Annotated in this window: 14 protein-coding genes; all 14 read right to left on the reverse strand. The window is 40.5% G+C overall.

Annotated elements, in window-relative coordinates; all coding sequences use genetic code 11:
* Positions 1-87 precede the first annotated feature (87 nt).
* The gene (locus tag FB379_RS15280) at positions 88-954 is read right to left on the reverse strand and encodes a 2-oxoacid:ferredoxin oxidoreductase subunit beta (protein WP_063386733.1); all 867 of its coding nucleotides are present in this window, start codon (positions 952-954) and stop codon (positions 88-90) included.
* A complete protein-coding gene (locus tag FB379_RS15285; RefSeq protein WP_063386732.1) occupies positions 955-2712 on the reverse strand; it encodes a 2-oxoacid:acceptor oxidoreductase subunit alpha in 1758 nt (585 codons plus the stop codon). It lies immediately after the preceding gene.
* Positions 2713-3081: 369 nt separating this feature from the next.
* On the reverse strand, positions 3082-3342 hold the full coding sequence (gene spoVS / locus FB379_RS15290; protein WP_003181955.1) for a stage V sporulation protein SpoVS: 261 nt from the start codon (positions 3340-3342) through the stop codon (positions 3082-3084).
* 178 nt (positions 3343-3520) lie between these two features.
* Complete coding sequence (locus FB379_RS15295; protein ID WP_063386731.1) at positions 3521-4315, reverse strand: TIGR00282 family metallophosphoesterase; 795 nt, start codon at positions 4313-4315, stop codon at positions 3521-3523.
* Positions 4316-4397: 82 nt separating this feature from the next.
* Entirely contained in the window at positions 4398-5957 is a 1560-nt protein-coding gene (rny, locus tag FB379_RS15300) for a ribonuclease Y (RefSeq protein ID WP_063386730.1), read from the reverse strand.
* A 248-nt stretch (positions 5958-6205) separates the two neighbouring features.
* A complete protein-coding gene (recA, locus tag FB379_RS15305; RefSeq protein WP_082829319.1) occupies positions 6206-7246 on the reverse strand; it encodes a recombinase RecA in 1041 nt (346 codons plus the stop codon).
* Between the two features lie 136 nt (positions 7247-7382).
* Positions 7383-8636 carry a competence/damage-inducible protein A gene (locus FB379_RS15310; RefSeq protein WP_063386750.1) on the reverse strand — a complete coding sequence of 418 codons (1254 nt, stop codon included), beginning with the start codon at positions 8634-8636 and terminating at the stop codon, positions 7383-7385.
* Positions 8637-8660: 24 nt separating this feature from the next.
* Positions 8661-9239, reverse strand: a complete 579-nt coding sequence (gene pgsA, locus FB379_RS15315) for a CDP-diacylglycerol--glycerol-3-phosphate 3-phosphatidyltransferase (RefSeq protein ID WP_094246009.1) — start codon at positions 9237-9239, stop codon at positions 8661-8663.
* 54 nt (positions 9240-9293) lie between these two features.
* Entirely contained in the window at positions 9294-10181 is an 888-nt protein-coding gene (locus tag FB379_RS15320) for a helix-turn-helix domain-containing protein (protein WP_094246010.1), read from the reverse strand.
* Positions 10182-10196: 15 nt separating this feature from the next.
* Positions 10197-10991, reverse strand: a complete 795-nt coding sequence (locus tag FB379_RS15325; RefSeq protein WP_066246441.1) for a YmfK family protein — start codon at positions 10989-10991, stop codon at positions 10197-10199.
* Between the two features lie 146 nt (positions 10992-11137).
* On the reverse strand, positions 11138-11395 hold the full coding sequence (locus FB379_RS15330) for a DUF3243 domain-containing protein (protein ID WP_063386726.1): 258 nt from the start codon (positions 11393-11395) through the stop codon (positions 11138-11140).
* A gap of 73 nt (positions 11396-11468) precedes the next feature.
* Positions 11469-12182: an elongation factor P 5-aminopentanone reductase gene (gene ymfI / locus FB379_RS15335; protein WP_232515766.1), complete on the reverse strand. Its 714-nt coding sequence runs from the start codon at positions 12180-12182 to the stop codon at positions 11469-11471.
* Positions 12183-12197: 15 nt separating this feature from the next.
* Positions 12198-13487 carry an EF-P 5-aminopentanol modification-associated protein YfmH gene (gene yfmH, locus FB379_RS15340; protein WP_144598321.1) on the reverse strand — a complete coding sequence of 430 codons (1290 nt, stop codon included), beginning with the start codon at positions 13485-13487 and terminating at the stop codon, positions 12198-12200.
* Positions 13484-14761, reverse strand: coding sequence for an EF-P 5-aminopentanol modification-associated protein YfmF (yfmF, locus tag FB379_RS15345; protein WP_063386723.1), 1278 nt, complete (start codon positions 14759-14761; stop codon positions 13484-13486). Before yfmF ends, yfmH begins: the two co-directional genes overlap by 4 nt.
* Positions 14762-15215 lie beyond the last annotated feature (454 nt).

A 15215-nucleotide genomic window follows, 5' to 3' on the forward strand; every position in this document is an offset into this window, starting at 1 on the left:
TCTATACAAGATTTCTAGAAATAAGCTAAAAGTAGATTTCTTCCTTTAACAATTAAAATCAAAAAAAGAGAGAGGGGAACCCCTCTCCTACATAAACTCTGCTACTAATTCGTCAAATTTTTCTTTGCTAAGTTTCAGTTCAGCTTTTGCAAGCGGCACTTCGCCGAATCCTGGAACAAGCTCTTCATATGGTTTTTGTTCTTTATTTTGATAAATAAGACCTGTTACAAGACCGTTATATTCCATTAACGTTTGCATGGCAAGTTTTTTGTCAGAAGGATCATATCCTTCAATATCTTTCAGCTTTGTTAAATTCTCTTTAAACCAGTCGTATGTGTTCACTTTGTTATAAGTAACGCAAGGACTGAACACGTTGATAAAGGAAAAGCCTTTATGCTGAATTGCTTGTTCGATCAAGGAAGTTAAATCTTTTAAATCTGTCGAAAAGCTTTGCGCAACAAACGTAGCACCTGCTGTTAACGCCAATTCCATTACGGACAGCGGAGATTCAATTGAACCTTGCGGGGTGCTTTTTGTTTTAAAACCGACATCACTTCTTGGGGACGTTTGTCCTTTTGTTAACCCGTAAATTTGGTTGTCCATCACAATATACGTAATGTCGATATTTCTTCTCATCGAATGAATGGTATGCGCCGTACCAATAGCAAACCCATCGCCGTCACCGCCAGCTGCTATGACCGTTAAATCTTGGTTCGCCATTTTTACGCCTTGTGCGATCGGCAGCGCACGACCGTGAATTCCATGGAAGCCGTAAGAATATATATAACCTGAAATCCTTCCTGAGCATCCAATTCCGGAAATGACTGCAAGCTGATGCGGTTCCAAACCGACATTAGCAGCTGCCCTCTGTATAGCTGCTTGAACCGAGAAATCGCCGCAACCCGGACACCAATTCGGTTTGACATTGTTGCGAAAATCTTTAAAAGTGGCCATTTAGAACAACACTCCTTGTTTTGTGAACTCCTTGCTTTGCGTATAAATTTCATTCGGCAGGAACGGGTTTCCGTCATATTTTAATAGAGATTGAATTTTGTCAGCAAATCCGACATTCATTTTTATAAGATTTGCTAATTGTCCTGTTGCATTATGCTCCACAACGATGACTTGTTTAGCCTTTTCAATGAGCGGGCGAATTTCCTCTTTCGGGAATGGATGAATGAGACGGATGTGCGCATGGTTCACTTTCACTCCGTCTTCTTCTAGACGTTCCATCGCTTCCTCAATGGCCCCTCTTGTCGAAATGTAGCCAATGAACAAAATATCCGGCTCTTCATGCTTGTCATTTTTATGAACTTTATTGTTGAACTCTATTTGTTCTAATTTGCGAAGCCGTTTTTCCATTTGCGCCTTTCTGTTTGCGGCAGCTTCCGAAGGTTTTCCGGTTTCATCGTGCTCAACACCTGTCACATGGTGGATGCCGTTTTTCATTCCAGGAATCACTCGCGGCGATATACCGTCTTCTGTTATTTCATAGCGTTTGAAATACCCTTGATTGCCTGCTTCCGGAACTAATTCTTCATTTAATAGTTTTCCGCGCCGAATTTGGATAGATTCATAGGAAAGAGGTTCAACCGTTTGCTTACCAAGAGAAAGCTGCAAATCAGAAAGTACAATCACAGGGCATTGGTACTCTTCCGCTAAGTTAAACGCCTCAACCGTATCATAAAATGCTTCTTCCACCGTGCTCGGTGCAATAACAATTTTTGGTATCTCTCCATGTGTTCCGTAAATCATAGCCATTAAATCCGATTGCTCCTGCTTAGTTGGAAGTCCAGTGCTCGGACCACCGCGCTGTGTATCAACTATGACTAGCGGAGTTTCCGTCATGCCTGACAGACCGATCGATTCCATCATTAATGATAAACCTGGACCAGCAGAGGAAGTAAATGCCCTAGCGCCGGCATAGTTGGCTCCAATCGCCATTGTGGCTGCAGCGATTTCGTCTTCCGTCTGAATGACAGCTCCTCCTAAATCTGGAAGCTTTTTAATCAAATATTCCATAATTTCCGAAGCGGGAGTAATCGGATAGGCAGCCATAAAGCGTGCACCAGCGGCAATCGCACCTAGAGCGATGGCGTCGTTTCCAATCATGAACATCCGCTTTTGACCATCCGCTTTTTCCAAATAAAGATCTGAACGGTCAAACCCTAATTCTTCTTTTAAATATTGGGCGCCTTTTCTAATCGCCTCCATGTTGTTTAAGACGACTTGTTCGCCTTTTCTTCCGTAAGTGTCTTGTACAACTTCCTGAAATAATGACGGGTCAAGATTCAAAATTGCGCTTGTTGCACCGATTGCAACCATGTTCTTCATTAAAGATGTTCCCAGCTCTGAAGCGATTTCCGTAAAAGGTACTGAATATAAGGAAACATTGCTTCCTTCAGGGATTTTCGGTCCAAACTTTGCATCGGCAAGTATAACTCCGCCGTCCCGCAATTCGTGAAAATTAAAATCGATCGTTTCTTGGTCAAAAGCAACAAGAATATCTAAATCATCGCTTATCGTTCGAACTTTCTTCGTGCTGACACGAATTTTATTGTTTGTATGTCCCCCTTTAATTCGTGAAGAAAAGTGGCGGTATCCATATAGGTAATAACCAAGCCGGTTGAGCGTAATTGCAAAGACTTCTCCTGTACTTTCGATTCCTTCTCCTTGCTGCCCACCGACTTTCCATGAGAGTTGGTTTACCATTTCTATGTTACACTCCTTTGGATCTAAAATATCTTTATCATTTCCGGTATTTTAGAGGCCCACTGCCCTGCCGAAAAGTCTATGATGATGAATTATGCTATTTTTAGCCATAATAACCTTGTTCTGGCAGCAAAACCACCATACCTTAAAATTTTTGGGATAATCCTAAACGATTTCAATTTTATCCCTAAATAATCAAAATTACAAGTTTAAATGCTTGTAATGACAAAAAATTTTAAATATTCACCATTCTTTATTTCTGTATAATGAAATTATAATAAAACCGATAAATATTATCAACATTTTAAGCAAAAAACAGTCTGCAACCGAAAAGGAGTGCAGACTGTTTAGCTAATTTATTTAAACATGTTATCTCGGCTCAACAATCAATTTAATGGCTGTTCGTTCTTCACCGTCTATTTGAATATCTGTAAATGCCGGAATACAAATTAAGTCAACACCGCTCGGAGCTACAAATCCTCTTGCTATCGCTACCGCTTTTACAGCTTGATTCAATGCTCCAGCTCCAATCGCTTGAATTTCGGCGGCTCCACGCTCCCTCAGCACCCCTGCTAGCGCTCCGGCGACAGAATTCGGATTAGATTTTGCTGAAACTTTTAATATTTCCATTTCCTAGTTCCCCCTTCATTTTTTACAATGGTTCGTGAAAATTTATTGGAACAAATGCTGTTAGATGCATTGTTCAAAAGACCCATCACCTCTTGAACAATTGGTTCCATCCCATAGTTACTATATTCCCTAAAGTTTGGCAGTATTCCTGCTTATTTTTAATTTTTTTTTATTTAATTTATTCAAAATAAACGTGATCATCATTGATTAATATTCGTTTGATCGATTTCGCTTTGCCGGTTCCTTCCTCAATTTCCACTAATACGGCATTCAATTGTCCTCTGCCTTCATTGATTTCAAACCGAACAGGGAGATTCGTTAAAAATTTTTTTAATACTGCTTCCCTGTCAACTCCTAAAATACCGTCATATGGTCCTGTCATCCCGACATCGGTAATAAATGCCGTTCCTTTATCTAAAATTCTTTCATCGGCAGTTTGAACGTGTGTATGAGTGCCAACCACTGCGGAAACTTTCCCATCCAAATACCAGCCCATCGCTTGTTTTTCGCTCGTTGCTTCCGCATGAAAATCAACAAAAATATATGGAGTTCTTTTCTTCGCTTCTTGAATCAATTCATCCGCTTTCCGAAAAGGGCAATCGATTGCCGGCAAAAATGTTCTTCCCTGGAGGTTTATGACCGCAAGCTCTTTTCCATCCGCTTCCACGTACACGATTCCTTTTCCTGGTGTGCCTTCAGGAAAGTTAGCCGGTCGAACCAACGCTTTTGCTTCATCGATAAATTCAAAAATTTCTTTTTTATCCCAAGTATGGTTGCCCATTGTCACTGCCTGAACTCCCAATGAAAGAAGCTTCTGGTAAATTTTCATAGTTATTCCTTTGCCATGTGCAGAATTTTCACCATTGACAATTGTTACTTCAGGATTATATTTTTTCTTCAGCTTCGGCAAATATTGTTCAACCATTTCTCTCCCTTTTGCTCCTACCACATCGCCTACAAATAAAACTTTCATGATGAATTCCTTTCTAAATGTTTATTATATAGTTTTGCATAAATTGAAAAAAAAATAAAGCGGCACATTTTCATGTACCACTTTATTTGGCATATTCAACCGCACGAGTTTCCCTAATGACGGTCACTTTAATATGTCCAGGGTAGTCAAGCTCTTCTTCGATCCGCTTGCGAATATCTCTTGCTAATCGATGAGCTTCTAAATCATCTATTGCATCCGGTTTTACCATGATGCGAACTTCGCGGCCTGCTTGAATGGCGTACGATTTTTCCACACCTTCAAACGACTCGGAAATTTCCTCCAATTTTTCAAGCCTGCGAATATAATTTTCAAGCGTTTCACTGCGGGCACCCGGCCGTGCTGCCGATAAAGCATCAGCCGCCGCAACTAAAACCGCAATTACCGATGTCGGTTCTTCATCCCCATGATGGGAAGCAATGCTGTTGATGACAACCGGGTGTTCTTTATACTTCGTTGCCAGCTCCACGCCGATTTCAACATGGCTTCCTTCTACTTCGTGGTCAATGGCTTTTCCGATGTCGTGCAGAAGCCCTGCACGTCTTGCAAGGATTTGATCCTCACCTAATTCGGCAGCCATCAATCCGGTTAAAAAGGCAACCTCTATTGAATGCTTCAGCACGTTCTGGCCATAGCTCGTTCGAAATTTCAATCTGCCTAAAATTTTGATCAAATCCGGATGAAGACCGTGAACGCCAACTTCAAATGTCGTTTGTTCTCCGATTTCCCTAATATGCTCGTCCACTTCCCGCCGCGATTTTTCCACCATTTCTTCAATTCGCGCTGGATGAATGCGCCCGTCTTGAACAAGCTTGTCAAGCGCAATTCTTGCTGTTTCACGGCGAATCGGATCAAATCCTGATAAAATAACCGCTTCCGGTGTATCGTCGATGATGAGGTCGATCCCTGTCAACGTTTCAAGAGTGCGGATATTTCTTCCTTCTCTGCCGATAATTCTGCCTTTCATTTCGTCATTTGGCAAATTCACAACAGAAACGGTCGTTTCAGCCACATGATCTGCTGCACAGCGCTGTATAGCAAGGGAAAGAATTGCCTTTGCTTTTTTATCTGCTTCTTCTTTCGCCTTTGTTTCTGCTTCTTTCACCATTACAGCAATATCATGAGAAAGTTCCTTTTCCACTCGTTCAAGGATGATTTGTTTCGCCTCTTCACGCGATAAACCCGAAATGCGTTCAAGCTCTATTTGTCCTTCTTGCACCATCTTTTCCACTTTGCTTTCCATCTCTTCAATATGCTGTTGTCTTTCATTTAGAGAATCTTCTTTTTTATCTAGCATCGCCTCACGCTTATCTAATGATTCATCTTTTCGATCGAGATTCTCCTCTTTTTGCATTAAACGGTTTTCTTGTTTTTGAAGTTCATTTCTTCTTTCGCGAATTTCTTTTTCTACTTCCAAACGAAGCTTATGAATTTCATCCTTTGCTTCCAGAAGCGCTTCTTTTTTCGTTGCTTCAGCTTCACGCTTAGCATCTTCAAGAATTTGTTCCGCGGCGTTTTTTGCACCCGCTATTTTCGCTTCAGCAATGGATTTTCGAACAAAATAACCAACAACTGCACCGACGATTAGGCCAAGCAAAATGGAGATGATTTCAATGAGTTCCATTCTTTCACCTCCTCTTGCTATGAACTTGTCACAAAGAAAGTGTCGGCATTACACATTTACTCTCCCGATAACATTTTCCAAAAAAATATGTTAAATATATTGCAAAAATGAAAAAATATACATATCCATTTTAAATGTGGGAATAACCCTTGTCAAGTTTTCATCTTGTCGAACAAAGGATGGGGCTTTTTTTGATCAAAAAAATAAGACCGGCTACTCCGCCAGCCTTACGCTAAGATGTGCGTACATTATTCATCCAAAAGCTCGAACGTTTCCTGCCCCTCTTGCACAGGTTCATTCGTTTCAAGGCCATATGCCTTGCGAATTTCTTGCTGAATGGCATCGCGAATATCCGGATTTTCGCGCAAAAATTGCTTTGCATTTTCTCTTCCCTGTCCTAAACGCTCCTCTTGGTAAGAATACCACGAACCGCTTTTTTGTATAATATCCAATTCCGTTCCCAGGTCGATGATTTCTCCTTCTTTTGAAATCCCTTCCCCGTACATGATATCAACTTCTGCCGTTCTAAAAGGAGGCGCTACTTTGTTTTTGACAACTTTAATTTTCGTTTTGTTTCCTACCATATCATTTCCTTGTTTCAGCTGTTCAGCTCTGCGCACTTCAAGGCGGACAGATGAGTAAAATTTCAGCGCGCGTCCCCCTGGAGTTGTCTCGGGATTTCCGAACATGACGCCCACTTTTTCCCTTATTTGATTAATAAAAATCGCAATGGTTTTCGACTTGCTGATGGCTCCTGAAAGCTTCCGAAGCGCTTGCGACATAAGACGCGCCTGCAATCCGACATGCGCATCGCCCATTTCGCCTTCAATTTCCGCTTTTGGGACGAGTGCTGCGACCGAGTCAATGACAATGATGTCGACTGCACCGCTGCGAACGAGAGCTTCTGCAATCTCAAGAGCCTGCTCGCCGGTATCGGGCTGCGACAAAAGCAGTTCATCAATATTAACACCTAAATTTTGCGCATAGACAGGGTCGAGCGCATGTTCCGCATCGATGAACGCTGCTTGCCCGCCTAGAGCTTGAACTTCAGCAATGGCATGAAGGGCCACTGTCGTTTTACCGGAGCTTTCCGGTCCATATATTTCAATAATCCGACCTCGAGGATATCCGCCGACGCCAAGAGCTGCATCCAATGCCAGCGATCCGCTTGGAACTGTTGAAACTTTTCGCTCAGCCTGTTCTCCAAGCTTCATTATCGAACCTTTTCCGAATTGTTTTTCAATCTGTTTTAACGCCATTTCCAAGGCAGCTTGACGATCATGATTCAATACAATTTCCTCCTTAAAAAATTGATAGCTTCAAAATAAATATACCGTGTTTTTTCCTGTTTGCCAAGAAAAAAGGGAACATTTATTCGTTTTTTAATTTTCATTATATAAAAATTAAAAAACCGGATGAAGACGCTCATAACCGGTTTTCCATTTCCTTTATTACATTCATTACATAGTAGCAGCCATAATTTGCCGTTCTGTGCCTGATCCCTTCCCGAGTACCGGAAAGATGAAGCTCAAAGACTGCTGTCGGCCGATCGTCGAATTGAATGCCGATATAGACAGTTCCAACTTCTTTTCCTTCAGAAGGATCAGGTCCTGCCACTCCCGTAAAGCTGATGCCGATATTGCTGCCGGTCAATTTTTTTATATTTTCCGCCATTTCTTTCGCACATTCAGAGCTAACGGCTCCTTTTGTTTTCAACGTTTCTTCCGACACGCCAAGAACATGCTGCTTCACTTCGTTTGTATAGCAGACAATTCCTCCAAGGACAATATTCGAAGCGCCTGGAAAATGGGTCAGCTGTTCGGAAAAAAGACCGCCCGTCAAACTTTCTGCAGCCGAAATAGTATATTGCTTTTCTTTTAGAAGCTTCATAAGCTGCTCTTGGATCGAAGTTTCACCGTGTCCATAAAAATATCGGCCGACACGGCTTAAAATCTTTTTTTCTGTTTCGTCAATCAGCTTCAGCGCAGTCGACTCATCTTCATGTTTTGCTGTCAGGCGCAATGTTACTTCGCCGTCTTTTGCCAGCGGCGCGATGGTCGGATTTGTTTGCTGATCAATCAGATCCTCTATATCTGTTTCAAGCTGAGATTCGCCGATGCCAAAGAAACGAAGCACACGCGAGATGATTTTTTCTTTTAACCCGTAATGATATTGCAAAAACGGCACACCGTAGTTGATAAACATCGGCTTCATTTCTTTCGGAACGCCCGGCATTAGCAAATATGTAATTCCGTTCGCCTCTAACGCCATTCCTGGCGCCATTCCGTAATGATTTGGCAAAACAGTAGAACCTTCCAAAACTAATGCTTGTTTCCGATTGTTTTCCGACATTGTCCGTTTCGTCCGTTTAAAAAAATCCTCAATGTTTTTCATCGCCGCCTCGTCGATCACGAGACGTTTATTCAAAATACGTGCAATCGTTTCTTTCGTCAAATCATCTTTTGTCGGGCCGAGCCCGCCGGTAAAAATGATGCAATTCGACCGTTTTTTTGCCGTTTCGATCGTATGCTTGAGCCTTTCAGCATTGTCTCCAACGACCGTATGATAAAAAACATTAACACCTATTTCGGCAAGCTTTTTTGATATAAATTGGGCGTTTGTGTTGGCGATCTGTCCAAGCAACAGTTCTGAACCGACAGCAATAATTTCAGCATTCACATTCATACAATATCCTCCACATGGTTATTTCGAATTGACAAACGCGTGTTTATTTTTCATGAAATAGTCCCATCCAGATAAAATGGTAAAAAAGAGCGCAACCCACAAAGCAATGTCTGCAAATGGAAACGAAATCCATTCAAAAGGTATATTATGTAAAAGCAAAGCGGAAATAGCCACGATCTGCGTCCATGTTTTTATTTTGCCGAGCATGTTAGCTGCTACGACTTCTCCTTCACCAGCCAGAACTAAACGCAATCCAGTTACGGCAAATTCACGGCTGATGATCAGAATGACAATCCAAGACGGAGCAGCACCTATTTCCACCAATATGATGAGAGCTGAAGAAACGAGCAATTTATCGGCAAGAGGATCTAAAAACTTTCCTAAATTTGTCACAAGTCCAAGCTTGCGTGCATAATATCCATCAATCCAATCGGTCGTCGAAGCTAAAATAAAAATGAGGGCGCCAACGACATGTTTGACAGGAATAACTTCTTCACCGACCGACCAATTTCCCCAGTTAAAATCGCCAAGCATCACAATCATAAATATTGGAATTAGCATAATTCTTGATACAGTAATTCGATTTGGCAAATTCATTTTGTACCTCCACTAGCATAAAGTAAGAAAGAATAAGCCATCTCATACGATGACTTATTCATTCTTGTTATTTAAAATGATAATATCCTGCCGAACCATTTTATTCGGGTCCGTTTCATAAGAAACGGCTTCTCCATTCACTTGAATGGTCGTAAATCGAGCATCGCCTACAACGATTTTTGCTTCTTCTTCCGCTGTTACATCAACCGTTTTCTGCTCATTTTGTCGCATCATTCCTGCAAAAAACGATTTTCCTTTTCCGTTCTTCACTTCTATCCACGAATTCCCATTGGTTGAAATATCGATCACCAATTTGTCCGCATTGGACAATTCATATACGGTTTCTTTCCCTCTTACTTCTTTTACCGTCAATGTTTGCTTCGTTTCATTTTCGGCGTTCTCATCTTTTTTCTCCTCTTGTTCTGTTTCTTCAACCGAACGGTCTTTTTCATCGACAATATTATTTTGCTCTTTTTTCTCAGGCTCCACGCCAGAGGTTTCTATTTTGACGGATTTTGTATCGTCCTCCGTCTGAACGCCTTCATCTGTGCTTCCACGCTGGGAAAGCACCCAAACGATAATCGCCACCAAAATAATAACAGCGATGACGGCAAGCTTCGGCAACAGCTCTAAAAATTTGGAAGCCGGCTTTGGAAGCTCTTTATGAGTTTGAACGCGGGACAATTTCTCAGGTATCTCATCATATGTACTTGGTATTTCATTTTTATACTGTTCAAATAAAACATCCGGATCAAGGTCAACCGCTTCCGCGTATTGTTTAATAAACGCACGCACATAAAAATTCCCCGGCATGATCGAGTAGTTTCCTTCCTCAATGCCGATTAAATAGCGCTTTTGAATTTTAGTTATTTCCTGCAAGTCATCGAGTGAAATGTTTTTTTCCAGCCTAGCTTGTCTCAGATGGTTACCTAACTCGCTCAAAACGTACCCACCTTTCTAAAAATCAAATCCATTATAAATTGAGTGGCCAAACGGCTGATGATTATTTTCTACAACGTCATACGTAATTTCTTCATCAGGGTGATGTCTAAGTTCAATAATGTAGTCGAAATCATCCAAAGTATATTCGGAGCTCTGAACGAAAATATCTGGATGCTCCACGACTTTCGTTGCCGGAAGCTGCATCACTTCCCGAACTAATTGCAAATGCTGTTCAGAGCCTCTTTTCATCGTGACGATTCCATCTAAAATAAACACGTTATCTGTCCGGTATTCATCAGCAATCAGCCTTTCCCGGACAGTTTGCTTCAGCATGGTTGAAGAGAGAAAAAGCCATCTTTTATTCGCACAGACGCTCGCCGCTACGATCGATTCTGTTTTTCCGACACGCGGCATTCCGCGTATGCCGATTAATTTATGACCGTCTTGTTTAAAGAGCTCGGCCATAAAATCAACAAGAATACCAAGCTCATCGCGAACAAAACGGAACGTCTTTTTATCATCTGCATCCCGTTGAATATAAAAGCCATGACGGACAGCAAGACGATCTCTCAGCTTAGGCTGCCGCAATTTTGTCACTGTTATGTTGTCCATCGTATTCAGAATAGATTCAAGCCTTTTAATTTGTTCAATCGTTTCGCAGCGCAGAAGCATCCCGCGGCGCATATCATCAACGCCGTTAATCGTAACGATATTAATGTTCAGCATACCGAGCAAAGACGAAACATCTCCCAGCAGCCCCGGCCGGTTTTTTTGAATTTTATATTCTAAATACCATTCAGTTTTTTCCACCTTCAAAGACCCCCAAATAACACACCTATAAATTTATAATAAATCATTTTAGATAAAGAAGAAAGGATAATTGCAAGGAAAAAATAAAGGGCATCTTGGTCATTTCACCAAGTGCCCTAACTTGACAGTAATAAATGAAAAACATCCTAATGGACGCTGTCATTTTGAACAAGTTTCACCATCATGTTGGCGATTGCATGTTGCTCCTCTTTTGAAGCGACACTCCACAGATCGTGAAGAATTTTTTCTTCAGGGTTTTTCGGCTCCACTTGCTTTGCTAAATAATCACCGATTTCATACGCTAAATTGGAAATAACCTCTTGGGACAATCCGCCGCTTTCTGCTTGCTGGAGGCGATCCGCCAAAAAATCTTTCCATTGATTCCAATTTTCCAATACTGACATATGTTCCCCTCCTTTATCGTTTAATCAATTTTTATTTTCCCTTGATCATGCAGTTTTTATACGGGAGAGGGAATCAGCAGTACCATCCTCCATTGACAGCAATCACCTGACCTGTAATGTAGGAAGCTTGCTCGCTAATAAGGAATAAAACAACATTCGCGACTTCTTCAGGCTTTCCATTTCTTTCAAGGGGGATGCTGTTTTTAATATCTTCCAATTCTTCAGGAGAGAATCGATCATTCATACTTGTATCGATCATGCCTGGCGCAACGGCGTTGACGCGAATATTGGAAGGCGCTAATTCCTTCGCTAGTGCTTTCACAAAGGAAATTTGCCCCCCTTTTGCCATGGAATATAAAGCTTCACAGCTGGCTCCTGTCTGCCCCCATATAGAGGAGATGAAAAGAATGCTTCCTTTTTGTTTTCTTATCATTCCACTGACTACTTTTTGAGTAATAAAAAAGGGCGACGTAAGATGAAGCTGTATAATTTTTTGATAATCTTCCATCAAAACATCTTGAATCAGTCCGTAGTGGGAAATACCGTTAGCAAAAATAAGAGCATCTATAGAAGTTGGAATGTTTTCAAGTAATTGTTCCGTCCCGCTTTCCGATGACAAATCCGCATAAACTGGAATGATCTGATCATATAACTTCATTGCTTCTTTTAACGGTTCAATGTTTCGAAAGTATTGAGCATAAATTTGATATCCTTCCTGAGCCAATTTTTCTACAACCGCTTTTCCGATTCCTCCGCTGGCTCCAGTTACTAACGCTGTTTTCAAGATTTCCCCTCCGCAATATTATGATTTCGGCAAAACTTGGAAAACTGTTAAATAATCTTCATCAATCGCTTCTTTTAAAACTGCTTTAATCGTGTCCATGTTTACATTTTCTAAAGCTTGCACAACATCGAACAGATTCATTTCGTTAAATTGATACCGGGTAAATTGATTGGCGATAAATTCAGGAGAATTAAAAGCCCTTAAAAAAGAGCCGATTTTTTTCTTTTTGGCGGCTTTCAGCTGCTCATCGGTAAATAACGATTGCTTGCTTTTCATAAGAGCTTCTTTTATATATTCACTCAGCTCATCCGGCCGGTCGGTATCGCCGCCGACCATAGCAAAACCGAAGCTGTACTCCTCTGTATAATCGAAGCTGAACGTATCATCAATGAGCCCTTTTTCATACAATTCCAAATAAAGCTTTGAGCTTTTGCCAAAAAGCATTTCTAAAATTAAATTCATGGAAAGTTCATGCGTAAGCAGCTCTTCCCCTTTTCGGAAAGGATGTTTTGCCTTTAAGCCAACTAAGCATTTCGACGACTTGACATTCATATAAATTTTTTCACTCGTTTTAAACACTTCATCTCTTTCATGTACTTGTTCACGAACAATATTCGTTGGCTTTTTAAAATCTTTTTTTGCCTGATTCTCTTCCACTTGCTTGATAATTTTTTCCGGTTGAACAGGCCCGATCACAAACAGGAGCATGTTGCTGGGATGGTAAAACGTTTCGTAGCATTCATAAAGCTGCTCTTTTGTAATTTGATTTATCGAATCAATTGTGCCGGCAATGTCAATCCGTACTGGATGGCTTTCATACATGTTTTGGATGAGTCCAAAATAAAGCCGCCAATCAGGATTGTCTTGGTACATGTTGATTTCTTGACCTATAATGCCTTTTTCTTTTTCAACGGATTGGTCAGTAAAATAAGGACTTTGGACAAAATCTACTAACGTTTCTAAATTTTTTTCAACATTTGCCGTGCTGGAAAAAAGATATGCCGTTCTCGTGAAGGATGTAAATGCATTGGCCGATGCCCCTTGTTCACTAAACTGTTGAAATACGTCCCCATCCTTTTTTTCAAAAAGCTTATGTTCCAAAAAGTGAGCAATGCCATCCGGGACGTGAACGATTTCCTCTTTGCCAATTGGAACGAATTTATTGTCAATAGAACCGTATTTAGTGGTGAATGTCGCATACGTTTTATGAATCCCTTGTTTTGGAAGGACATAAACATCTAATCCATTTTCCATTTTCTTATAATAATACGTTTCTTTCAGTTGATCGAATGTAATTTCTTTTATCATAAAGATCCGCCCCCTTTCAAAAAATAAACCGTATCCAGTTGAATTTTTTCAGCAAGCTGTACGATTTCGTCTTTTTGGACCTTTTCTACCCCTTCGATCCATTCTTCAATAGTTCGGTTTGTTTTCGCAACAACATTGTGGTACAGCACTTCCGTCATTCCGTAAGGGGTATCGATTGTTTCCAGCAACTGATTTTTGATCACCGCTTTCGTTTGTTCCAATTCTTTATCTGTAAAATCTCCTTTTTTCATCGCTTCCATTTGTTCATGAATAATCGTGAGAGCGCGTTCGTAGTTCTTCATTTCAATTCCTGACATCACCATTAACAAGCCTTTATGGCTTTCCACTCTCGAGGAAGCATAATAAGCAAGACTGTTCTTTTCGCGAACGTTTAGAAACAGCTTCGAATGCGGAAATCCCCCAAAAATGCCGTTAAACACTTGCAATGCGTAATAATCATGATCACTATATGTTGTGTGCGTGCGGTACCCGATGTTCAATTTCCCTTGGGTAATGTCTTGTTCTTCGATAACTTCGTTAACCTTCTCAATTTTTTTTTCAACACTTTCAGCCCTAGCTTGTTGATTGGATTTTGTTAAACGGAAATATTTCCTGACAATATCAGCCACTTGTTCGTTTTCAATATCCCCGATCACAAATAAATCGACTTCATCATGCTGCAGCATATTTGTATAATAATCCGTCAGCTGTTGAGGAGAAATTTGATCGATATGCTCTTTCTCTCCGTTGACATGCAGACGGTACGGCTCAGTTTTGCACATTTCTTGAATTAAACGTAAATTCGCATAACGCATTTTATCGTCATAAACCGCTTGAATGCGCTGTTTTAATGTCCGCTTTTCTTGTTCGATAATGCTTTGATTGAACACCCCTTCTTGCAGAGGAGGCGAAAGAAGTACTTCGGACAACAATTCGATCCCTTTTTCCAATAAAGGTGTCTTATCTTTTAAAAATTTTTCATTCGGGATTTCCATCCGGAACGTAATGATATGGTTTTCTCCCTTTTTGGCTAAATCGACTTGCAGTGTTGCACCGTACAAATCATCCAAATATTTCCTTAATTCAGTTGTGGATGGGTAGGATGCTGTACCTCTTTGCAAAACATGGGGAAGCAAAGCTCGAATGGTTACATCCTTTTCCGATAGCGGCGCCTTTAACCTTAAAATGAGTGAATTTGTTTTAAAAGCATTTGATGAAACGGTATGCAGCTGAATCCCGTTTATTTCGCTTACTTGCTCTTGTAAAAAACCCATTCTATCCCTCCTAAGCCTGAAAGCTTTCTATATGTTATTGTTTCCAATCATGAAAAAACACGTTATTAGTAATTATATCAATCATAGGATATTGAAGGAAATCATAACGAAATGAATTATTATTTAAAGTTTACATAATTAAATTACTGTTAATTATTTAACAAAAAGCAAGGATGTCTCTAGCCAGATCAGCTAACTTATGACATCTAAAAATAGGGGTATACTATACGATAAGATGCAGGAATTAAAAAGTCTTTAGCAGATTCTCGGAGAAAACACACTATTGATCGTTGCCCAATACTTTTTTGTGTGTTTCAGTTTATTGTTCAATTTTAAGTAAAAAAATACCATATACTTAAAAAGGGGCTGTCCGATAAGTCCCTAAAATGAAGCAAGTGGAGAAAAACAATTCGTTTCTCTCCACTTGCTTTTATATTTTTTCGATTTTTATCTG

Source organism: Aeribacillus composti (assembly GCF_007827555.1).
Lineage (GTDB): Bacteria > Bacillota > Bacilli > Bacillales > Aeribacillaceae > Aeribacillus > Aeribacillus composti.

Bases quoted from the DNA above. Each gene is read 5' to 3' on its own strand.
- FB379_RS15285 (WP_063386732.1), bottom strand. From the start codon at position 2,712: ATGGTAAACCAACTCTCATGGAAAGTCGGTGGGCAGCAAGGAGAAGGA.
- FB379_RS15330 (WP_063386726.1), bottom strand. From the start codon at position 11,395: ATGTCAGTATTGGAAAATTGGAATCAATGGAAAGATTTTTTGGCGGAT.
- pgsA (WP_094246009.1), bottom strand. From the start codon at position 9,239: ATGAATTTGCCAAATCGAATTACTGTATCAAGAATTATGCTAATTCCA.
- rny (WP_063386730.1), bottom strand. From the start codon at position 5,957: ATGGAACTCATTGAAATCATCTCCATTTTGCTTGGCCTAATCGTCGGT.
- spoVS (WP_003181955.1), bottom strand. From the start codon at position 3,342: ATGGAAATATTAAAAGTTTCAGCAAAATCTAATCCGAATTCTGTCGCC.
- yfmF (WP_063386723.1), bottom strand. From the start codon at position 14,761: ATGGGTTTTTTACAAGAGCAAGTAAGCGAAATAAACGGGATTCAGCTG.
- FB379_RS15280 (WP_063386733.1), bottom strand. From the start codon at position 954: ATGGCCACTTTTAAAGATTTTCGCAACAATGTCAAACCGAATTGGTGT.
- FB379_RS15295 (WP_063386731.1), bottom strand. From the start codon at position 4,315: ATGAAAGTTTTATTTGTAGGCGATGTGGTAGGAGCAAAAGGGAGAGAA.
- yfmH (WP_144598321.1), bottom strand. From the start codon at position 13,487: ATGATAAAAGAAATTACATTCGATCAACTGAAAGAAACGTATTATTAT.